Raw genomic sequence first — 21,996 nt, forward strand, 5'->3', positions numbered from 1 at the left:
GGCCTGCACAGCGGGGCACTGGCCGCCCATGAACTCGGCGGCAGCCTGACCGTCCACAGCGGCGGCCCGGGCGCGGGCGCCACATTTACCCTTGAACTCCCCTGCCATCCAGGAGACAGAAGATGAACCCTCAAAAAAACACCGCGCCGCAGCGCATCCTTGTGATTGACGACAATGCCGCGATCCACGAGGATTTCCGAAAAATACTTTTGAAAACAAAATCGGTGGGCGATGAACTCTTCGACATGGAGTCCGCGCTCTTTGGTTCAGAGCAACAGGCCATGGCGTCCGCCGTATTTGAAATCGAATACGCCTCCCAGGGCAGGGAGGGGCTGGAACTCGTCCGGCGGGCGAGAGACGCCGGCCGCCCTTACGCCGTGGCGTTTGTGGACGGCCGCATGCCGCCGGGCTGGGACGGGATTGAAACCATCAGCCGGCTCTGGCGGGAATGCCCGGATTTACAGGTGGTGCTGTGCACGGCCTATGCCGACTACTCCTGGCAGGAGATCCGGCGCGTGCTGGGGGAGACCGACAGTCTGCTGATCCTCAAGAAGCCCTTCGACACGGTGGAGGTGCTTCAACTGGCCCATGCCATGACCCGAAAATGGGAGCTGAACCGCGAGGTCCAGGGCCGGCTCAATCAGTTGGCCTTTTATGACAGCCTGACCGGCCTGCCCAACCGCGCCCTGTTTCTGGACCGGCTCGGACAGACGCTTGAAAAAGCGCGCCGCAGCAACCATAAAAGCGCCCTGCTGTTCATCGACCTGGACAACTTCAAGCGGATCAACGACACCCTGGGCCATACCATCGGCGACGACCTGCTCAAGGCCATCGCCTGTCGGCTCACGAAATGCCTGCGGGGCTCGGACACCGTCGCCCGCCCGTTGTCGAGCGGCATGGCGGCCCGGCTGGGCGGGGACGAGTTTACGGTGATCCTGTCCGACCTGCAGAGGGAGGAGGATGCGGGGCTGGTCGCCCAGCGCATTGAGGAGCACCTTGCCCAACCCATGGATCTCGGCAGACACCAGGTTATCATCACCCCCAGCATCGGCATCGCCATCTTTCCCCAGGACGGCGACAACGTGGAAACGCTCCTGAAAAATGCCGACCTCGCCATGTATTTCGCAAAAAATGCCGGTGCGAACACCTTCAAATACTTCCAGGAGTCCATGAATGCGGCGGCGCTCAAACGGCTGACCATAGAGAACCACCTCAGGCAGGCGACCATCAGGGAGGAATTTTCTCTTCACTACCAGCCCCAGTTCGACCTGGTCACCGGAGAGCTGAGCGGCATGGAGGCGCTGCTGCGCTGGAACAATTGGGAGCTGGGGAACGTACCGCCGATCGAATTCATCCCGATTGCCGAGGAAAGCGGCCTCATCATCGCCATCGGGGAGTGGGTCCTGGGCACGGCCTGCAGGCAGGCCCGAGCCTGGCTGGACAGCGGGCTTCCCCTCCAGCGGATCGCCGTCAATGTCTCCGTGAAGCAGTTCACCCATCCGAATTTCCTGGGGATGGTCGGGAACGTTCTATCCCAGACCGGCCTGGAGCCGCACCGGCTGGAGATTGAAATCACCGAGAGCCTTCTGGCCCAGGATCCGCTGGCGATCGCCGCAACCCTGCGCGCCCTCAAGGAGATGGCTGTCCGGATCGCGGTGGACGATTTCGGCACCGGTTATTCGAGCCTGAGCCGATTGAAGGAGATGCCCATTGACAGCCTGAAAATCGACCGCTCCTTCATCTGCGGGATTGACGGGGGCACGGGCGACCAGTCCATTATCTGCGCGATCATCGCCATGGCGGAAGGCCTGGACCTGAGGGTGATCGCCGAAGGCGTGGAGACCCTGCGGCAGGTGGATTACCTGCGGGGAAAACAGTGCCAGGAGGCCCAGGGATACCTGTTCAGCAGGCCCCTGCCGGTCTCCCAGGCCGAGTCCTTTCTGCGGCAGGCGTTTTCCCCGGTGGCCTCGAATACGCCCGCCGGTCCGGCTGAGGGGTGAGGGACACCCCCACAGCCGGCCGGGGTGATCCGACGCCTGGTCACTTGAGGCTCTTCATCGCTTCCTTGAGCTTTTCGCCCAGGGAGCCCAGGGCGGCGGGCTGGGGTTTAGAGTAGGCCTTCCAGTCGCTTGTTTCTTCACCGCCCGTGGGGGCCAGGGTGATTCTCCGGGTATCGGCATGGACCTCTTCGATGACGAAGCTGATGGGGTCGCCCACCTTCAGCCGGTCGATCTCGGCGGCCTGGGCGGACTGGCTGATCTTGGATCGGGGCATGAGACCGGTCACCCCCGGGGCGATGGTGATGAAAACCCCGAATTTTTCCTTTTTCTCGACCGTGCCCCCGGCCGGCTGGCCCGGGGTGTACTTCTCCTCGATATCGGACCACGGATCCCCTTCGGCGTCCCGGAGGGAAAGCGATATCCGGCGGCTCTCCAGGTTGACGTCCTTGATCGTCACGGTGACGATCTCTCCGGGCGCGACCACGTCCTCGGGGCGCGCCACTCGGCGGGTATAGCTCATCTCGCTGATGTGCACCAGCCCCTCGATCCCGGGCGCGATCTCCACAAAGGCCCCGAATCCCGTGAGCCGGGTGACCTTCCCTTTCACCTGTTCGCCGGCCCGGAACTTGGGCGCCTCGGTTTCCCAGGGATCGCCCGAAATCTGTTTGATGGAGAGGGCGATCTTGAGCTGCCCCGGCTTTTTCCCCTCCTCCATGCCGATGATTTTGACGGTCACCGGGTCGCCCTTCTTGAGGACGTCCTCGGGGGTTTCGACGCGGGACCAGCCCAGTTCCGAGATGTGAACCATGCCCTCGATGCCTGGAAACAGCTCCACGAAGGCCCCGTAAGGCATCAGGTTGGCCACGCGGCCCGACGCGACGCTGCCCACCGCCAGGGTGTCCAGGAATGCTTTCTTAGCCTTTTCCTGCGCCTCCTCGAGGAGCCGCCGACGGGAGATCACGATATTCCGTCCGTTCTCTTCCAGCCGGGTGATAAGGAAAAGAAAGGTCTGACCCACATAATCCTCGGGGGATTCGACGTATGCGGCGTCGATCTGGCTGACCGGGCAGAACGCGCGGCGGCCCATGACCGTGACATTGAAGCCCCCTTTGCAGAGCTCCTTGACCTTCCCCTCCACGGGAACCCGCCCCTTGTGGGCATCCTGAAGCAGATTCAGGCCGCCGACGCCGGTAAAGGCCCTGGAGAGGCGCATTTCGTTCTCATCGAAGGCCACCACGTAAAGCTCCAGCAGGTCGCCAATCCCGTAGGGAAATTCCCCGTTGTCGTCCAACAGCTCGACCTTGTCCACGGCGCCGTCGATTTTGGCGCCGGTATTGACGAAGACGGTGTCCATACCGATGGCGATGATCTCCCCCTTCACCCTGTCGCCCACCTGGAGGTCCTCGCTGGTGTCGCCGTCAAAGGATTCAAAAAGGTCGGCAAAGCTCTCTTCTTCGTCTTCGGTGGGTTCGTTTTCAAAATTGTCTGACATTATAGCGGTTCTCCATCTTGGTGGGTTGGATCATGGGGCGAAGGTGCCGCGGTCCATGGCTTTTTTAATGCCTATAAAATTGTCGGTCCGGCATGTCAATGGATATATGGTAAAAATCCGTGAGCCGCGGTGTCGATGAAACAAAAACTGCCGTCCTCCGCGACGGAGACGGAAGCCGTATCCGTCGATGTCAGGCCGCCGTTGTCCGTAACCGTGATTTCGAATGTCAGCGGCCCGGAGGCGTCGATCTCGGGGGCGACAAAGCTCGTCAGGGCATCGTTTTCGCCGTCCAGCGTCACCGGATCGCCGGCCGTCTGGCGCCATCTGAAGGTGGCGATGCCGTAATCCGGGTCCGTGGAGTCCGATCCGTCCAGGGTCACCCGCTGGCCGTCGACGACCTCCTGGTCGCCGCCGGCATCGGCCTGGGGGCCCTGATTGGCCGCATTTCGGCCGGTGTGGCGGACATCGTGGCGGAACATCGGCCAGGGCGCCTCGTGGAGGATGCCGCCGGCATCGGTTTCAACGGCGTAGAGGGGTCCGCTCCGGACAAACCCGCCGCCTGTGAAGGCCTCGCAGCCGACGTAGAGGGTGCCGTCCCGGGAGATGACCGGCGAGCCCGAGGATTCACTCAGCAGCACCCGCCACTGCTCGGCGCCGTTCTCATCCAGAGCGCGGAGGAGCCCGTCGAGGCCGATAAAATAGATCCTGCCGTCCCCCCCGATGACCGGAGAAGACCGGATGGGGCTCTGGGTCTCGAACGTCCATTCCAGGGTGCGGGATGGAGCGCCGTCCCGAAGGGCGTAGAGAAGGCCGTCGTCGGATCCCACATAGACGAGATTGCGGTTGCCTGCCGTGGGGGAGGAGCGAACCGGGCCCCCGGTCTCGAATCGCCATTTCAGGCGTCCTTCGGCCCCCGCATCCGTAAGGGCGTACAGAAAGCCGTCGTCGGATCCCACGTAGAGGGTCCCGTCCGCTCCGACGGCAGGGGTGGAGCGGATGTCCCCGCCCGTCCGATACCGCCATTTCAGCTCGCCGTCGTCGGCGATGGCGTAAAGGTGATCATCGTCCGACCCGACATAGAGGGTGCCGTCGCGCACCGTCACCGGAGAGGATCGGACCGCGTCAAGCGTGCGGAAGCGCCACCGGAGTGCCGACGCCGTGTCGCGGTCTTCGACGGCGTAAACAAAGCCGTCGTCGGCACAGACGTAAAGGGTGCCGTCGGCTCCGATGGCCGGTGAGGAGACGATCTCGCCGTCCGCGGCATACCGCCACTTCTCCCGTCCGTTCCGGTCCACGGCATAGAGGGCGCCGTCCTTCGATCCCACATATAGGGTGCCGTCCGCGCCCACGGCCGGGGAGGAGACGATGTCGCCGCCGGTTACGAACTGCCAGATCTCCGCGCCGTCCCGGTCGACGGCGTAAAGCCTGTCGTCGTCCGACCCGATGTAGACGGTTCCGTCGTCCGAGAGGGCCGGAGATGCCTCGAAGCCGCTTCCCCGCTGAAACTGCCACAGGATCCCGCCGACCTCGGCCCGGGCGGGGGGCGCAGCCGCGAGGCAGGCCCCTATCATGGCAATACCGATGGCCGCCCTGAAACGTTTCTTCATCGTGCTCTTTTCCTCCCGATCCAATCCGTTAAGGTGTTCGGAGTCCGTCCGGACGTCAGTAGGCCAGACGTCCCAGCGATTTGAGAATGAGGGTGAATCCCATGGCGAACATCCCCATGAGCCCCATGCCGCAGGAGAAGCCCGCCAGCAGCACCGGAGCATACTGGCGCCACATGGCCCCGTAACGTCTCAGAAAGAAAAACCGGCCGAGAAAGGCACCGGCCACCTCGAGGATCATGCCGTGCGGGGTGCTCTGGCCCAGCCCCCGGACCACCCCGTAGACCAGCATGACCGGCAGGCCGAAAAAGGCCAGGACCATATAGGTGACGACGCCGAAGCCCATTCCCGTCGATATGTAGACGAAGTTCAGGGCCTGGAAGAAGGCCGAGTCGCCCTCCATGGTGGAGGTCTGCATCAGGAGGGTGTTCAGGGCCTGAAGGTGCCACAGCTCCTGGGCATAGGGGTAGTTGCTGGACGGGATGGGCGCCAGTTGCCAGATGAACTGGGAGAAGAGGAGGCTTGCGATCATCACCACCGGGAAGACCACGATCTCGGCCTTGATGATGCCCCGGATGCTGGTGCCGGTCAGCTCGATTTCCCGGAAATCCACCGTTGCCTTGCCGTAATTGTGGAAGGGGATGGGCGCGTACCAGATCTCGATGCCCTGGTAGCCGAAGTATTTGGCCCCCGCGATGAAGCTGGCCTCCCGCACCAGGGGAAGGCTCACGAACTGCCCGGCGATCCCCTCCATCCGCGCGGTGATGTACGAGATGATCGGGGTGTAGAGGAACCCGTAGAGGATGAAGAAGATCCACGGAAAATTGGGGACCAGCCACACGCACATCAGGACGTAGGCGGAAGTGGAGAAAACGTAGATGCCGATGGAGATCCAGAAATTGAAGTCGCCCCGGCCGGGCGGGGGATGAAAGAGGTCTTTGAAGCTGCCGCGATGGGGGCCGCCGGTCTTCCCGAAGGATTTGACGACGTGCCAGATGCCCACGAGGGCGATGGAGAGCCCCAGGCCGATGCCGAAGCTCATGTAGAAGTCGAAGTTGTTGGCAAAGACCGTGTCGACGGTCCCCATGCCGGGGTGCCAGCGCTTCAGGATGCCGCACTGGTAAAGGAAGGGGTTCGCGGCCACCGTGATGACGAGCCCGATCAGCCCGCCGATGACGGCCCAGAACGGCAGGACCATGCCGATGAAGATGAGGCCGATGTCAAGCTGGATGCCGGTAGCCACGGCCGGCAGGATATTCTCGGTGTGGCGCGTCAGCTCCACCCAGGGGATGGGGATCAGCCGGATCGATTCGGTGAACACGAGCCCCGATACCGTGGGGAGCAGGACGTAGACGGCGCCGAAGGCAAGGCCGATGACGCCCCCGATGGAGAAGACCCGCCATTTCCAACTCTTCTGCTTGTCCTCGGTTGATTCGGCGAGGGCCATGGTGCCCAGGGCGCCGACGGGGGCCATGGGAAAGGGGAGCTTCTCCACGTCGGAGGTGATCCGGTAGAGGGCGTATCCGAGCCCGAAGTGGTCCACGCGCTGGATGATCTGGGCGCCGACCAGAAGGAGGATGGGGATCATCCAGTCCCGGTGGAGAAAGGTCCGTTCGATCATGGATATGGAATCGGCCGGCGGCGCGACCCATGCGGGGATGAATTCCGCAAGCCCCAGCATCCGGGCTGCGTCGGACTGGACCAGGTACTGGCTCCACAGGAGGCCCTGGAAGGGCGAGGCCAGAGCGGCCCCGGCCATGTAATAGAGCAGGAAGATCTCCTGCTGCTTGAGTTCGGTGTAGGAGCGCTTGGCGACCTCGGCGAAGAGAATGATGGTCACCCACCGGGCGGCCGGCCCGATGCCGGAGCCGATGACGAGCTGCAGGTACATGCTCCCCGGCATCATGAGAAAGCCGATGAAGACGGCGCCCACGACAGTCTTCCAGTCGAAGCCCTCCGCAAAGTGCGTCGGCTGCGGGAGCAGGTCCCGATATTCCTGGAGTTCCTTGTCTTCGTACATCAGGGGTGTGTTTCGGGGCTCATGGGGTCACCGTCATTCGAACGCGGGCATGGATTCTTCGGCATAGCCCGCGGGAATCTGGAAAAGGGCCTTGTCGAGATCGCGCGATTCGATATGCTTGAGCGTAACCGTGGTCGTGGCGCCCATGACGTTCATCATCGTCCGGACCGGAAACCCCTCGATCCGTGAGATCAGATCCCCCAGGTTCATCTGCGCAAACATGGGGTTTGCCGCCATGGCTCGGCCCATCTTCTCCGCCGAACTTTTCAGGTAGGGATAGGCTTTGACCTCCTTCGAGGCCCAGTATTCGCCGTTTCCCATCATGGAGGAGACCGTGTATTTCCGGCAGGCGTACCCGGCGATCTTCCGGACCTCGTCGCTGGGGGTGATGGTGATGCTCTGCTTCATGACCCGGGCCATCTCGCCCACCACCGGCTGGTCCTGGCCAAGATTCTGAATGTCCACTCGGAAATAGGTTTTCTCTCCGGGATCGATGCTGAAGACGGTCATGGTGCGGTAATCCATGATCATGATCATCTCGCCGTCCTCGGTCCGGTAGCCGTCGTCGCCGGCGTAATGCCGCACCGTCCGCTCCGTGGTGCGCGCGAACTGGTCCTTCACCGCCTGGGGCAGATTCGCGGGCATCCCCTCGGGCATGCCCATCCCCTCCTGAACCTCGATCATCTCCCAGTAATAGCCGCCGTAGGCGGCCGGCAGTGCCGCCAGGGTAAGCCACCCCGCCGCGGCCAGGGCGATCATCCATTTCTTGCGTGTCATCCGTTGGTCCTTTCCCGTATCCAAAATGTGATGCAGACGTCGCCGTTGCGGCGTGGCCTCAATTGGGCAGCACCTGGTAGCTCGCCTCGCCGAACAGGCCGACCACCGCCCAGGCCCCGCCCATCATGAAATCCCCGATGATGAGCCCGATGAAAAAGTATCGGAGCTGCTTGAAGAGCACCACCCCGCCGTACCGTATGCAAAGGGCGTTGGCGAGCCACCCCATGAAGAAGCTGATCCAGAGAATCCGCGTGGCCGAACTGTAGGTGGTCAGGTATCCGATGGGATGGATCGGCCACCAGTAGAATCGGTGATAGCAGATGACCAGGACCAGCATGACGACGGCCCCGGCGGCCGAGAAGATCATGACCCAATCCGAGCGCGGGGGGGGCGTTTCGATCAACCGCTGAACGTTGTCGTAAACCGTGGTGGTGGTCTGGACGGCCCAGTCCATCTGCAGTTCCCGCGCCCCGAATTTATAGCACAGGGCCAGCATGGCGACAAAGGAAACCACGACGGCCAGAATCAGCGTAACCAGCATGGCGCCGAAGATCGTCCGCCGGTTTCCCGTCCGCTGGGTGAGGCTGCTCGCGTGGACGAGGGAGGGCATGAGGGCCTCCCGGAGATCGACGAAAAGGACCTTCTGGATCACCGCCGCCCCGAGAAGCCCCGCCTGGGTGAAGAACTTGGGGCCAAACAGGGCGAGGAGGCCGTCGATGGGGGCCATGGTGAGGGTGAAATAGGCGATGCCGCCCTGGCAGATGACGCGGCTTGCCACCAGCATGACCATGAAGCAGGCGCCGATCATCAGGGCCGATACGAGGAGGGGCATGCGAAACACCCAGCACCAGAGGATGATTCCCGATATGCCCGCGATGCTTCCCCAGAAGGCGGTGCGGACCGTAAACCACTCCGTCACCGGCGCCGGGGCCGCGTCAAGGCCCACCGCCTGTCGGAGGATGTCCCGCAGGTGGTACCGCGACAGCCAGAGGATGAAGACAAAGAAGACGCCGTAGGCCCCGATCATCTGGGTCTCCTCGGGCCGGGTGAGGGTCGGGCCGAAGGTGATGCCCAGCGCCGCTTCCGGGATGGTGTAGCCCAGGACGGACAGAAGCCCCATGAGCAGGCCGCCGGCGATGAAAAAAAACCAGAAGGAAAAGGAGATCTGCCGGGAGGTGAGAAACGCGAAGCCGATAAATGCCGGGTAGAGATGGATTTTCATCTTGTGAAAGCCGGAAAAAAGGCCGTATTGGGGAAAGTAGGGTCCGGCCAGGATCAGGGTGGGGATCTGGGGGACCTCCGGAAAATAGAAATTGAGACCGTTGATCGTATGGAGGAAGATGGGGACCATGAGGCCGGCCAGCAGGAAGCGGTTCCCGAAAAACCGCCCGAGGTGGTGTTCGTCCAAGGCCTCCTCCATGAGCTGGGGGACCCGGAGGAGGGGAAAGTTCATCCGTTCGTTGTAGATCCACTGCCGGCTGAACAGGTTGACGAGGCAGATCATGACGCCGTAGCAGAGCAGGATGAAGACGCTCCATACCAGGAGCGGGCCGACCCATGCGTGCCAGGGGATGCCGGCGATGACCTCCCACCATCCCATCCGCCTTCCCCCGGAAAGCCCGTTATAGAGGCTTTCGATGGACTGGCGGTCGGCCGGGTACCAGGCTATGGGAAGGATCGGCTGGAGCACCTCCTTCCAGGCGTTGCCCACGGTGGCGAAATGGTAGGGCGCCGTCAGGTTGATGAAGAAGGTCCGGACCAGTCCGGTAAACGCGATGCCCGATGCCAGGAGCATGAGCATCCAGACGATCAGCAGCTCCTTTCCCGTGAGCAGGGCGCGCGTGAAGACCTTTCCCGACAGCGCGGTGAGAAGGGTCAGCCAGACCAGCAGGAAAAACGGCGCCAGGGGAAAGTGGCCGCCGCCCAGTGGGGTGGCCTGCTGGTAGTCATTGTTGTACGGGGTGATGGCGCACATCCCCACGGCAAGGAGAATGCCAAGAATGAGGGCCCGGAGGCGGATGGTCTCATGGTCGTGTTGAGGGGTGCCCATCGATACCGTTGCATGAAGGGTTAGGCAGAAGGGTGAAGGCTCAAGGGGTGCCCCCCGCGTGCGCCCTTCCCTGCGTCGCTGCCTCGATTCGTCCGTCTTTCGGGAAAATATAGCATCTTGTAACTGAAAACGAAAACAGAATTTATTCCCCGAGGAGGTTGCGGATTTTCCCCCGGGCGTAAAAAAAGGCGATGACGGCCGCGGTCCAGGTGATGCCGCAGATCCCCCACCAGATGCCCTGAACGCCGACGCCGTGCATGCGGGTGAGAAAATAGAACACGGCAACAGGCGCGATGATCTGCCGGAACAGGCCGATCACCACGGCGAACAAGGGCCGCTTCACCCCCTGCAGCGCCGCGACGCAGACGAAGAGGACGACATAGGCGGCAAGCACCAGGGCTTCGATTTTCAGGTAGGTCGTGCCGACGGCGATCACGGCGGGGTCTTCCGAGAAGAGCGACATGAGCCGCCCGGAAAGGAGAAAGACAGCGGCGCCGCCGCAGGCCGCCATGGCAACGCCGTAGGCGAGGCATTTCCGGAGGATCTCCCGGATGCGGTCAAACCGGCGCGCACCATAATTCTGGGCGATCAGGGTCAGGGTGGCCGTGTTGAGGCCGATGGCGGGCAGGAGAACGATCTGCTCGATGCGCATCCCCACGCCGTAGGCGGCCACCGCCGCTTTTCCGAAGCCGCTGATGAAGTAGGTGATGACAAAGACCCCTATGGCGATGGTCATGATGTTGAGGCTGGCCGGAAACCCCTGGCGGGCGATCTCCATGAACGGGGCGGGCCGGGGCAGGAACTCCCGCGGGGTGCCGCCTGCAAAGAGCCCGGTCTTCCGGACGTGGATCCCCAGATAGACGCACCCGATCACCTGAACGAGCACGGTCGCGAGCGCGATGCCGGCAACCCCCATGGCCGGGACCCCCCATCCGCCCAAGATGAACCAGGGATCCAGGATGACGTTCAGGAGGAAGCCGATGATCAGGAAATTCCGATAGGTGCGGGTATTTCCCATGGCGTTCAGGACGGCGTTCAGCATGTAGACCAGGATGAAAAAGATCGTCCCCTTGAACAGGATGTCCATGTAGGTCAGGCAGATGGCAAGGTAGGCCTCGTCGGCGCCCAGTATCCGGAAGAGGTGGGGGGCCGCGGCCATCCCGAGAAACGACAGGGCCACCGAGATGACGGCGCCGAAGGTGATGCCCTGAAAGGCGTAGAGGCGGGCCTCGTCCCGTTTTCCCGCGCCCAGGGCGTTGGCGATCAGGGCCGTGGCGCCGGTGGAGATACCGCTGCCCATGGAGATGATGATGAAGAAGACCGGCAGGGACAGGGACATGGCCGCCAGGGCCGTCGTTGAGATGAGCCCGCCGAAATAGGTGTCCACCACATTGTACATGGTGTTGAAAAAAAGGCCGATGCTGACCGGGATGGTGATCCTGCGGATGAGCCTGGGGATGGGGGCCGTGGTGAGATCGTTGGGGTGCTGTTTCATGGGCGGTCGATGTCGCGCAAGGTGTCCGTAGGGGCGCATGGCCATGCGCCCGTCCATGCATCCGGGTGAGACGCGTAGGGGCGCGTGGCGATGCGCCCGTCCATGCGCCCGTCCGTTCGTCCGGGTGAGACGCCTAGGGGCGCATGGCCATGCGCCCCTACGGTCCAATCATCCGATTTACAGGAGCACCTCGATTTTGGCGTCGGCCTTCAGTTTCTGGATATAGGCATTCACGCCCTCGATCATCTTCTCCTGCTTCAGGTGGTTCCCGATTTTGGTCTTGGTCTCATCGTAGGCGGTCGTCGACTCGGGCTTCTTGTCTGTGACCTGGATCAGGTGATAGCCGAACTGGGTGGTGACGATGTCGCTCACATCGCCCGGTTTCATCGCGTAGGCGGTATCCTCGAAGGGTTTGACCATCTGGCCCCGGGAAAAATAGCCCAAGTCGCCGCCCTTCTCGCTGCTCGGGCATTCGGAATATTGCTTGGCGAGGGCATCGAACTTTTCGCCCTTCTTGAGTTTTGCCTGGACCTCCTCGATCTTTTTCCGGGCGGCGGCCTTGTCCGCCTCGGCGGCGGAGGGTTCGGCCTTGATCAGGATGTGGCTTGCCTTGACCTGTTCGGGCTTTTTGAACAGCTCCGGGTGGGTGTCGTAAAATTCCTTGTTCTGGGCGTCGGTGATCTGGATCTGGGGGGTCACCTTGGATTCGATGAGCTGCTGAATGACCATGCCCTGGGTGATGTTGGCCTTCAGGTCGGCCTCGCTCGTGTTCATCATCTCGAGGGCCTTCCGGTATTCGTCATCTCCGGGGAAGTTCTTTTTCATTTTGTCGAGCTGGGCATCGACGGCCTTGCTGTCGACCTTGATGCCGTTTTTCAGGGCGTCCTGATACAGCAGTTCCCGGTCGATCATGTTGTTCAGAACGTTGCTTCGCACCTTGTCGAATTGCTCCTGACCGATCTGCTGTCCCTGGCTGTTCATGCGCTGGGTGACCATGGTGAGTTCACGGTCCAGGGCCTTGCGGCTGATCTTGGTGCCGTTGACCACGGCGGCAACGGGGTTCTGTGGCTTCTCTTCTTTGCTGGCCGCATTGGCCGCGGGCTTGGCCTCGGGCGGCGCCTCCGGTTTTTTGGCGTCCTTTTCGGCGGCGGCGGCGATGGATACGAGCAGATACCCCATAAGAATCGACAGGATGACGATCTTTGACACTCTCATGTAACGGTCCCTTTCAGGCGGTAGAATTTTCTCAAATGGCGGCTTTTCATGTCGGCCGGCAGGCACGGCCTTGAATTTCGTGCTGCGGGAAGGTGCGGCAGGACGTCTCGGCAGCGCGGAAAAACGTCGGCATGGTTTCAATCGGCTTTCAGAAAAGGCGGTTCGAACGCATGTCCCGTGTCGGCAGATCTTGAGTCGCCATGGCCGGTCGGCCGAAACCATGATCTGAACGGCGCTGTGCGCGGCACTGGAACACAATTGACGGACATTAATCCCTGTATGGGTTTCTTTCAAGGGAAATCTATAATTTTTTTTCCCCCGGTGAACCCGTTTTTCACCCTTCCTCCGCCGCATACCTCTCCCGCGTGCCGTCGTCCTGGGAACGCCATACCAGAAGCTGTTTGCGGAGGGCATGGATGAAGGCCTTGTTGATGCGCTTCCAGGCATTGGCCTCGCCGGTCTCCCGGACCATCAGCACCCGGATCTCCAGGAACCCCTCGTTCTCTTCGGACGGACAGAAAACGATCTGGACCTTCTGCATGATGCCGAAATCGAAGGGCGCCAGCCACACGCGGGCCCGCAGTTGAATGCAGGCCCGGCCGTTGAGGTCGGTGCTGCCGGGCACCGGCTCGGAGAGGATCTCGTCGGTGGAGAAGATGCCGTGGGAAACGTCCCGGTGCCCCCTGAAATAGGCGGCCAGAAATTCTGCGATGCTGTCGTGCTCATGGTATTTCACGAGAAAGGGCAGGCAGAGCTCGATCTTGTTGTCGCCCATCTCGGGCAGGGACCAGGAGCGGTTGACGTCCGGGATGGCGATTTCGGCCGCCATTCTGGAGGGATAGATCACGGAGACGAGGACCACCAGAATGACCAGGATCATGGAGGCGACCCCGGCGAGGGAGGAATAGTTGACGGTGATGCCGGACCAGAGCGCGGTGCCCGCGAACAGGCTGGCCGACACCTGGGCCAGGATATACCCCAGGACAACGCTCAGGACGGCGAAGGCCATGGCCTCGGCGATGAACAGGAACGACACGTGGGAGGGCGCCAGGCCTACCGAGGTATAGACGGCGATCTCCCGTTTGCGTTCGTATACGCTGCCGATCATGGTGTTCAGAACGATCAGGACGGCGATAATGAGCGGGATCAGGATATTGGGGACCCCGCTGTAGTTCAGGGTGTCGCTGGCCTGATGGAGGAAGGTCCCCTCGGGTTCGCCGCTGAAGAGGGACAGGCCGAACCGGTCCGACAGCCTTCGGGCGGTTTCCGGGATCGTCTCCGGGGCGAACGGGCGGACGGCGGCCCCTTTGAGGCGCCCGCCGTGGGCCAGGAGCAGCCCGGCCGGAACGATCACCGTCATGTCGGCCGGGGTGTGCTGATACCGGCTCTGGAAGGACTGGATGTCCTCGCCGGATTCCACGGCGTCCATCTCCGCCTCGGTCATCTCGGCGGTGACCTCGGAAGGAAAGGTCACAGGCGTCAGAATTTCACCGTCCAGGTCCGGGAGGGCCTGAAGTTTTTCCGAGGACAGGATGCCCGCCACGCGGAAGGGTACCCCCCAGATGGATACCATGACATTCCCGGAGGGATCATCGAAACCGTCCGACGGGATGCCCAGGCTCCGGGCGATCCGCTCGGGCAGGAGGACGGCCCGCTCGTCATCCCGGGAAAACCATTTCCCGGCCGTGAGCGCCCGGTCCAAGCCGGTGACCTCGGGCTCCAGAGGGGAGAGCCCCGTCATCCCCCGGGCTTCGAAGACCCTGTCCCGGAACTGGATGGGGATGGCGGTGGCACGGGTCCTGTCCTCATCCTCCAGGAAGATGCGGGGGACCACCGCGGCCTTCCCGGCGAAGGCGTTGGTCAGGATGCCCAGCGCCTCCGGCGGCAGGTCCTGCCAGTTGAAGCTCTTGATCAGGTATCCCTGGTAGGGGGCCGTATTCTGGAACAGCAGCCGGGCGTGAAGGCGGGTCGATTTGACGGAGGTGAAGCTCATGATGGTGAAGGTCAGGATGATGAGGGTGGCGCAGGTCAGGCCGGTCCGGATCCTGCGGCGCTTCAGGTTGCTTACGCCCAGAAAGAAGGCGGCCGTGAAGGCCTTCCAGCGGCTGATCTCCTCCGCCCGCATCTGCGTTGCCCGCCGCTGCAGCAGAACCATCTCCTGTTCGAATCGAACGAAGACGATGAGGGAAACCATGAGGGAGAGCCCCATGATGAAAAAGGCCAGGATGACCACCGTGGGGCTGTAGGCGAGCTGAAAGGCCGGGTGGACCTGGTAGATGACGGCGATGAGGAGCATGAGGATGGACAGGAATGCGACGATCCGCCGGTTGATGCTGCGAAAGGCGAACAGGAGCCGCTCGGCGCAGAAGGCGAAGGGCACAAAAAGGGCGATGTAGAAGAGGACGCCGAACAGAACGTCCTTCTGGGTCTTTTCCACCTGGTTGTAGACCCGGTCGGCCAGCGCCCAGGATGTCAGGGCCGCTTCCGTGAAGCGGTCGTATCGGAGGTTTTCGAGGGCGGTTTCGGCCTGTTTCAGAGCATCGGTCCCCTCTTTCCAGAGGGCGTTGATCTTCTGGTCATGGATGCCGTGGGCCTCCAGGTTCCGGATGCGGGGCGTCAGGAGGGTCCACATGTCCCGCGCCACCCTGAAGCTGGTGTGGTGGACGGCGGGCCAGTCGTCGACGCGGTAGCCCATGCCGTGGGGATCGTCGCCGTCGGCGTTGAGGAGGACCATCTTCTTGCTCAGGACCGAATCCGAGAGGGTCAGCTTCAGATAGGTTCCGGGCTCCAGATGGACGGCGGCGATGGTGGAGGCCCGGGTGTCGATCCGGCTGTACCAGTAGCGGAGGGGAAGGGACTCCCGCCTCCCGTCGATGAGCTGGATTTTGGTCAGGTAGCGGAAGTTCCGGGGCTCCAGGAGGTTGAAGAGGGTGGTCTGCCGGGCCGCGAACATGACCAGGTCCGTCTCCATGTTCTGGCGCTGCATCTTCAGCCGATAGGCCGGTTTCCCGGTCTGGTTTTTGTCGACGGCCCAGACGACCTCTCCGGTCTTGGCGTCGAATCGGTATCCCTCGATGATGACCTTGTCGAGCATCAGCCGCTTTTCGGCGACCCCTTTGAGCCGGAAGATGCCCTGGGCGTCGGTCATGGCATGATACCGGCCCCGGCCCTGGAAGGCCAGGATCACGGTGTCTTCCGCGGCCTGGTCAGGGAATAACTCCCCGTGGCGAAGGCGCCTGGCGCGGCCGGTGACGGTGGAGAAGCCGTCCCGGGGAAGTTCGCCGCTGTAGTTCTCCGGCGCATGGGCCAGGGCGTCGATCAGGCAGAAGACGCGGCGGGCCTGCCTCGCCGCATACTCCATGTCCACGGCGGCAGGCAGGTCGTCGGGCGTTCCCCACAGGATCCGGGCGTCGTTGACCGTGGCCAGGGTCAACCCGAGATAGCCCGCCAGGGCGGCAACCTCGCCGCCCATCGCCGGCCTGTCCACGAGGTAGCTCTGCCACGACCGGAGGGCGCTGGGCCGCAGGGTGTCCCGGTAGGCCGCCATCCCGGCGGAATTTTCGGGATCTGCAGCAGCCCGGCGGAGGATCTCTTCGACGGCGGCGTATGGCCCCACCCGGTTGATCTGGGGCTTGATGTCGTAAAGCCACCCGTCGTTGAAGGCCCCGACGCCGTCCCCGCGGCTGGATAGATGCAGGGAGATCACGGCGGCAAGCTCCCGGGCCTTGACGGTCCCCCGGAAGCGCTTCTGGCTGTCTACGCGGCGGAGCTGGTTTTGGGTGTCGCCCAGGATCCTTTCGAAATCCCCCGCGGCCAGGCGGATCAGCCGGCTCAGGGCCGCTTTTTCCGGTCCTGAGAGCCCGTCGAACCGGGAGCGCCATCCCAGGCGGCGAAGCATCATCCGTTCTTCGGCCAGGGCCTGGATGGCTGCGGGGTCCTGGTCCTCCTTCTTCGCCATCCGGAGGGCCATCAGCCGCTGGGAAAGGGCGTCCACCTCGGTCTTGATCCGTTCGGCCAGGGCCTCCTGCAGCGCAAGGTCGTCCGTGTCGCCTGCGGGTCCGTCCGGAGAAATCCCGGCGAGAATCTCCAGCATGCCGCGGCAGTCCTTCCGGAGGTCTTTCAGCCGCTTCTCTTCTTTCCGCATCTCCTTGGTGGGGGTCCGGATGCTCCAGATCATCTCGCGCATGCCGTGGAGTCCCTGGGCATGTCCGCTGGTGGCCACCAGAAGCACGGACCGGGCCGGGGGACGGGCCGTAAGATGCCGGCCCAGGGCCAGGAGCGCGGCCGCGCCCGTGGCTTCGTCCGCCCCGGGTGAGCGGGTGAAGACGGCCGGCGTGCTGTCGTAGAAGGCCTCGACGATGACCAGCTCCTCCGAAAGGACGGGGTCGGCCCCCGGGATCAGGGCATAGACATGCTCGGCCTCGGCCTCCGTCCACCTGACGTCGGAGGACAGGACGACCCGTTCGGCCACGGCCCCGCCGGGGGCGGATTCAAAGCGGCCGAAAAGATTCCGGGCCTGTTCCAGGGGCATCCAGAACCGGGGAAACATGATCGGGGAGAGTTCCTGCTTGTCTTCGAAATAGACCCTGGAGCGGGTTCCTGTATCGATGTAGATCAAGGCTTTGGCGCCGAAATCGGCGGCGTGGAGCCAGTTTTTTCCCGAGCCCAGGTCCATGAGCAGAATGGCGCCGGCGATCTCCTTCCCGTTGAAGTCGGCGAGCGCCCCTGACCCCACATAGTAGAGCGGGCCGGACATCCCCTCGGGAGGAATGGTCTCGGGGGTGACGGCATTGGTCTGCAGGGGCAGGAGGGGAACGGTGCGGCCCGAAACGGTGAGGGCGCCCCGCCCGGGGCCGCGGACGGGGAGGGCGTACTGAAAGCGGTCGACCGTTTCGATCCCCAGTTCCGAAAAGGCCGTCGCGATGATCCCGGCCGCGCGGCTGCAGCCGTCGGTGCCGGTGCTGCGGTCTTCGAGCCCGGCCAGGGTTTCGATGGTCTTGCGGAGCTCCAGGGCCATGGTTTCCGGGTTGTCTTCCCCTGCGGCGGGGGCCGCAAGGAAAGCGATCAGCAAAAGGATGCCGACCGCCCGGCCCGGGATCCCCCGGCCCTTCAACGGACCTGCTCCCGGCCGCCGATCCGGCCGACGGATATGGAGAGGTCCTCGCGGTTTTCGATCTTGTCCACCAGCCCGTCCCGGATCCAGATCACCTGGTCCGAAACGTTCAGCATCTTGAAGTCGTGGGTGGCCGAAATAACCGTGACCCCGGTCTCCTCGCTCAGGCGTTTCAGGAGGGTGATGATCTCCTCGCCGGTGGTCAGGTCGAGGTTCCCCGTGGGTTCGTCGGCCAGAATGATGGCCGGGTCGTTGGCCAGGGACCGGGCCACGGCCACCCGCTGCTGCTGACCGCCGGACAGCTCCGAAGGCTTATGGCGGAAGCGGTCTCCCAGGCCGACCATCTCGAGGAGCTTGATTCCTTTTTCCACGGCGGCGTCGTTGTTCATACCGGCGAAGGTCATGGGGAGGGTCACGTTCTCCAGGGCGGTCATGACCTGAATGAGGTTGAAGGTCTGGAAGATGTACCCGATCTTGCGGCACCGGAGCCATGCCAGCTCATAGGCGTCCAACTGTGCGATGTCCACCTCGTCGATGAATACCTTTCCGCTGGACGGCTTGTCCAGACCGCCGATCATGTTGAAGAGGGTGCTTTTCCCGGAGCCCGAAGGGCCCATGATGGAGATGTAGTCGCCGGTGGCGATCTCGAGGCTGATCCCCTTGAGAGCCTGGAGGATCATCTTGCCCATCTTGAAGGTTTTGGTAACGTTGGCGACGCGGACGATATGGTGGGTTTCCGTCATTGGTTCCCTCTTTCGCTCACTGTTCGACCCGCATGGCTTCCACCGGCGCCATTTTCGCGGCCACCAGGGCCGGATAGAGCACCCCCGCCAGGCTGAGCAGGCACCCGGTGGCCGCGGCGGTTGCGATGGACGCCGTCATGTCGGGCCACGGCATGCCTACAAAGGCCGCGGCCCCGAATCGGACCAGGCTGTTCAGAAGGGCCGCGGCGGCACCTGCGACCGCGCCGATGCCGGCGCCCACGATCCCCTGCATCCCGGCTTCGAGCAGAAACAGGCGCAGCACAAAGCGGTCCAAGGCCCCCAGGCACTTCATGGTGCCGATCTCCCGAAACCGTTCGGTGACGGCCATGAGCTGGGCGTTGACGATCCCCACCACGCAGACCAGGAGGGAGAGGATGATGAGCCAGCGCTGCTTGGGGCTCTCCTCCACGCGGGTGTCGTTCTCCTCCAGGTCGTAGCCGGCCAGGATCAGGGCCTGACGGAGCACCGGATCGCCCCCGGCGAGAAAGCCGTTGGCTATGTCGTTGCCCACGCGGATGAAGCTCAGGAAGGAAACGGCCAGCACGAGGCTTGCGGTGGTGATCATCGACCTGAAAAAGCGGACCCTGAGGCTTTTATAGGCGATCTCCACCGATTTCCCGAAGGGGAGAACCACCAGACGGCGGGCGGCTGCGTCGGTGTTGCGGGTGCGGATGCTGTCCATAACCACCTTCGGTTAAGGGGATAGACGAAAGGTTAAGGCTATAGGCTATAGGCTATAGGCAATAGGCAGGAAATAATATCGTAAACATCCTGATATGCATCGCGACTTTCACAACCCGCTGGTATCAAAGAGGCGCGAAAGTCGAGCCCTTATCACCTATCACCTATCGCCCATAGCCTATTGCCTTCACTATTCAGCCTCTAACATATATGCCTCCCGGAGAATCGTCAAGGCGGCCCCCTTTTTTTGCCGGACGCCGTCCGGCGCCACTCGTCCAGGCGCGCCTGGATGGTCTGCTCGTACCCCCGGTCGGAAGGGGTGTAGAACCGGCGGCCCTGGAGGGGTTCGGGCAGGTAGTCCTGTGCCACGAAGGCATCCTTGTGATCGTGGGCGTATTGATATCCCTTTCCGTAGCCCATGCCCTTCATCAGGGATGTCGGGGCGTTCCGGATATGGAGGGGGACCGGAAGGGAGCCGGTTTCTCGTGCGGTTTCGCAGGCCTCGCCATAAGCGGTATAGACGCTGTTGCTCTTGGGCGCCGTGGCCAGGTAGACGGCCGCCTGGGCCAGGGCCAGGTCGCCCTCGGGGCTGCCCAGAAACCGGTAGGCCTCCGCCGCGTCCAGGGCTGCCCGGAGGGCATAGGGGTCTGCGGCGCCCACGTCCTCGCAGGCGAATCGGACCATGCGGCGCGCCACATACAGGGCGTTCTCCCCGGCCGTGATCATCCGGGCGAGCCAGTAGAGAGCCGCATCCGGGTCGCTGCCCCGGAGGCTCTTGTGGAAGGCGGAGATCAGGTTGAAATGCGCCTCTCCGGACTTGTCGTAGCGCGGCGCCGCGTTCAGCAGGGCCTTTTCCGTATCGGCGATCCCGATCTCCCGCCGGGCTCCCGCCGTGGCCAGGTGGGCGGCGATCTCCAGGTTGTTGAGGGCCGACCGGGCATCGCCGTCGGCCACGCGGACCAGGTGGGCGCAGGCCTCCGGGGTGATGGAGAGGTTCAGCGCCCCCAACCCGTTTTCCGCATCTCGCAGTGCGCGGTGGATGAGGTCGGTGAGGGCGGGAGCGGAAAGGGCGCTCAGGGTGATGACCCGGCACCGGGAGAGGAGGGGGGCGATGATCTCGAAGGACGGGTTCTCCGTAGTGGCCCCGATGAGGGTGATCAGGCCCCGCTCCACGTGGTGGAGGAAGGCGTCCTGCTGGCTCTTGTTGAACCGGTGGATTTCGTCGACGAAGAGCACCGTCCGCTTCTGGTGGATGTGGCGCTGCCTTTTGGCCTCCTCGATGACGGCCCGGATGTCTTTGACCCCGGACAGCACCGCCGAGAACTGGACGACGTGGCACCGGGTTTTTGCCGTGAGGATGCCCGCGAGGGTCGTTTTCCCGCACCCCGGGGGGCCCCAGAGAATCATGGAAAAGATCCGGTCGGTCTCCACCCCGTGCCGGATCAGGGAGCCTTCGCCGACCACGCTCTCCTGGCCGATGAAATCCGCAAGCTCCCGGGGCCGCATCCGCTCCGCCAGGGGCCGGGATCCCCGGGACTCGGCTTCGGCCTGATAGTCAAAAAGGTCCATGGAATCATCCGGCATGCCTGGGGGTTCCTCCAAAAAACGGTTACGCCGGATCCGGGGCCGGGTTGCGCCACACCGCCTCTGCTTCAAAAAAGCGGGTGACCCGCGCCAGGTAGTGCTCGGGGCAGCGGACCCTGCGGATCTCCTTGACCAGTTTGTGGGTGTCTTCAAAGGCCTGGGAAAAATAGAACCAGAAGCCCTTCATCCCGTCCACGAGATGGGCCGGGCCGCTATAGACCTCCCGGTAAGCGCTGAACAGGGCATCGTGAAATCTGTGGAAGGTGCCGATCCTGTCGGGAAAATCGTCATTCCCCGACTTAATCGAAGCCGCCAGAAAGGGGTTGATGAGGGCGCCCCGGCCGATCATCCACCGGTCGACGGTCGGAAAACGTTCCGACAGGCGGGTGAAATCCGAAAGGCGGGTGATGTCGCCGTTGTAGGCGACCGGAGGGCGGAGGGCCTCGAGGCAGCGTTCGAAAACGTCGATATCCGGAACGCCCTCGTACATCTGGACCCCGGTTCTGGGGTGGAGGATCACCTCCGCCAGGGGGTAGCGGTTGAACACGGGGATCAGCCTGAAGATCTCCTCATTGGAAAACCGGCCCAGGCGGGCCTTGATGGAGAGGGTTCCCGGAATATCGGGGACGACCTTCGAAAGGAATGCGTCGATGCGGTCCGGGTGGGGCAGCAGCCCGGACCCCCGCTGTTTTTTCGCCACCATGGGAAAGGGGCACCCCAGGTTCCAGTTGAAGGCGTCATACCCCAGGTCGGACAGGCGCCGGGTCATGCGGATGAACTCCTCGGGCGAATTGCCGATGAGCTGGGGAATGACGGGCATGCGCAGGTTATGCTCCGGAAGGAGGTCCCGGACGTGGCGGTCCCGGAGGCGGATGCTTTCGGTGGTGGAGATGAACGGGGCGACGGCCAGGTCGAAGCCGTCAAAAAAGCGCGAAAAAATGTTCCGGTAAACCGCGTTGGTGAAGCCCCGGAGCGGGGCGAGATAGAGGGTCGGCGTCATGGGAGGTCCTGGTTCAGCCCGGGCGGCGCATCGGCCGACATCCTGCCGGGGTCATGTATATAATGATGTGAAAGCATCTCACGAGTCTGGCACGGGGTCAAGGAATTTCCCGGAAATGCTCCGGAAGCTTCTCACAGGGATAGTAGGGAAAAAATAGGGTGGTTTTTTCCCGCCGTATTTTGTATAACACGAACTACCTTG

At 63.0% G+C, this 21,996-nt stretch carries 13 protein-coding genes; 1 reads left to right on the forward strand and 12 read right to left on the reverse strand.

Annotation, left to right across the window (positions count from 1 at the left end; all coding sequences use genetic code 11):
• Nucleotides 1-122: 122 nt before the first annotated feature.
• Complete coding sequence (locus tag ACEW8N_RS17010; protein WP_373501046.1) at nucleotides 123-2,000, forward strand: putative bifunctional diguanylate cyclase/phosphodiesterase; 1,878 nt, start codon at nucleotides 123-125, stop codon at nucleotides 1,998-2,000.
• Between the two features lie 40 nt (nucleotides 2,001-2,040).
• On the opposite strand, the gene ACEW8N_RS17015 is transcribed toward ACEW8N_RS17010, so the two are convergent.
• From ACEW8N_RS17015 to ACEW8N_RS17070, 12 genes are all read right to left on the reverse strand, one after another.
• Nucleotides 2,041-3,492, reverse strand: coding sequence for a 30S ribosomal protein S1 (locus ACEW8N_RS17015; RefSeq protein WP_373501047.1), 1,452 nt, complete (start codon nucleotides 3,490-3,492; stop codon nucleotides 2,041-2,043).
• A 95-nt stretch (nucleotides 3,493-3,587) separates the two neighbouring features.
• Nucleotides 3,588-5,099 (reverse strand): PQQ-binding-like beta-propeller repeat protein, encoded by a 1,512-nt coding sequence (locus ACEW8N_RS17020; protein WP_373501048.1) that lies wholly within the window; start codon nucleotides 5,097-5,099, stop codon nucleotides 3,588-3,590.
• A gap of 55 nt (nucleotides 5,100-5,154) precedes the next feature.
• Nucleotides 5,155-7,116: a peptide transporter gene (locus ACEW8N_RS17025; RefSeq protein ID WP_373501049.1), complete on the reverse strand. Its 1,962-nt coding sequence runs from the start codon at nucleotides 7,114-7,116 to the stop codon at nucleotides 5,155-5,157.
• A 33-nt stretch (nucleotides 7,117-7,149) separates the two neighbouring features.
• The gene (locus tag ACEW8N_RS17030; protein WP_373501050.1) at nucleotides 7,150-7,893 is read right to left on the reverse strand and encodes a DUF4412 domain-containing protein; all 744 of its coding nucleotides are present in this window, start codon (nucleotides 7,891-7,893) and stop codon (nucleotides 7,150-7,152) included.
• 58 nt (nucleotides 7,894-7,951) lie between these two features.
• Nucleotides 7,952-9,943, reverse strand: a complete 1,992-nt coding sequence (locus tag ACEW8N_RS17035) for a DUF6785 family protein (RefSeq protein ID WP_373501051.1) — start codon at nucleotides 9,941-9,943, stop codon at nucleotides 7,952-7,954.
• 142 nt (nucleotides 9,944-10,085) lie between these two features.
• Nucleotides 10,086-11,483, reverse strand: coding sequence for an MATE family efflux transporter (locus ACEW8N_RS17040; protein WP_373501052.1), 1,398 nt, complete (start codon nucleotides 11,481-11,483; stop codon nucleotides 10,086-10,088).
• Nucleotides 11,484-11,615: 132 nt separating this feature from the next.
• Nucleotides 11,616-12,653, reverse strand: a complete 1,038-nt coding sequence (locus ACEW8N_RS17045; protein WP_373501053.1) for a peptidylprolyl isomerase — start codon at nucleotides 12,651-12,653, stop codon at nucleotides 11,616-11,618.
• A gap of 334 nt (nucleotides 12,654-12,987) precedes the next feature.
• Nucleotides 12,988-17,766, reverse strand: coding sequence for an FtsX-like permease family protein (locus ACEW8N_RS17050; RefSeq protein WP_373501054.1), 4,779 nt, complete (start codon nucleotides 17,764-17,766; stop codon nucleotides 12,988-12,990).
• Nucleotides 17,763-18,509 carry an ABC transporter ATP-binding protein gene (locus ACEW8N_RS17055; protein WP_373501055.1) on the reverse strand — a complete coding sequence of 249 codons (747 nt, stop codon included), beginning with the start codon at nucleotides 18,507-18,509 and terminating at the stop codon, nucleotides 17,763-17,765. The genes ACEW8N_RS17050 and ACEW8N_RS17055 overlap by 4 nt, the downstream gene beginning before the upstream one ends.
• A gap of 16 nt (nucleotides 18,510-18,525) precedes the next feature.
• Nucleotides 18,526-19,212: an FtsX-like permease family protein gene (locus ACEW8N_RS17060; RefSeq protein WP_373501056.1), complete on the reverse strand. Its 687-nt coding sequence runs from the start codon at nucleotides 19,210-19,212 to the stop codon at nucleotides 18,526-18,528.
• Nucleotides 19,213-19,439: 227 nt separating this feature from the next.
• Entirely contained in the window at nucleotides 19,440-20,795 is a 1,356-nt protein-coding gene (locus tag ACEW8N_RS17065) for a replication-associated recombination protein A (RefSeq protein ID WP_373501057.1), read from the reverse strand.
• Between the two features lie 25 nt (nucleotides 20,796-20,820).
• The gene (locus tag ACEW8N_RS17070) at nucleotides 20,821-21,795 is read right to left on the reverse strand and encodes a tRNA dihydrouridine synthase (protein WP_373501058.1); all 975 of its coding nucleotides are present in this window, start codon (nucleotides 21,793-21,795) and stop codon (nucleotides 20,821-20,823) included.
• Between the last annotated feature and the right edge of the window lie 201 nt (nucleotides 21,796-21,996).

The organism is Desulfococcus sp. (genome assembly GCF_041737845.1).
Classification (GTDB): domain Bacteria; phylum Desulfobacterota; class Desulfobacteria; order Desulfobacterales; family Desulfococcaceae; genus Desulfococcus.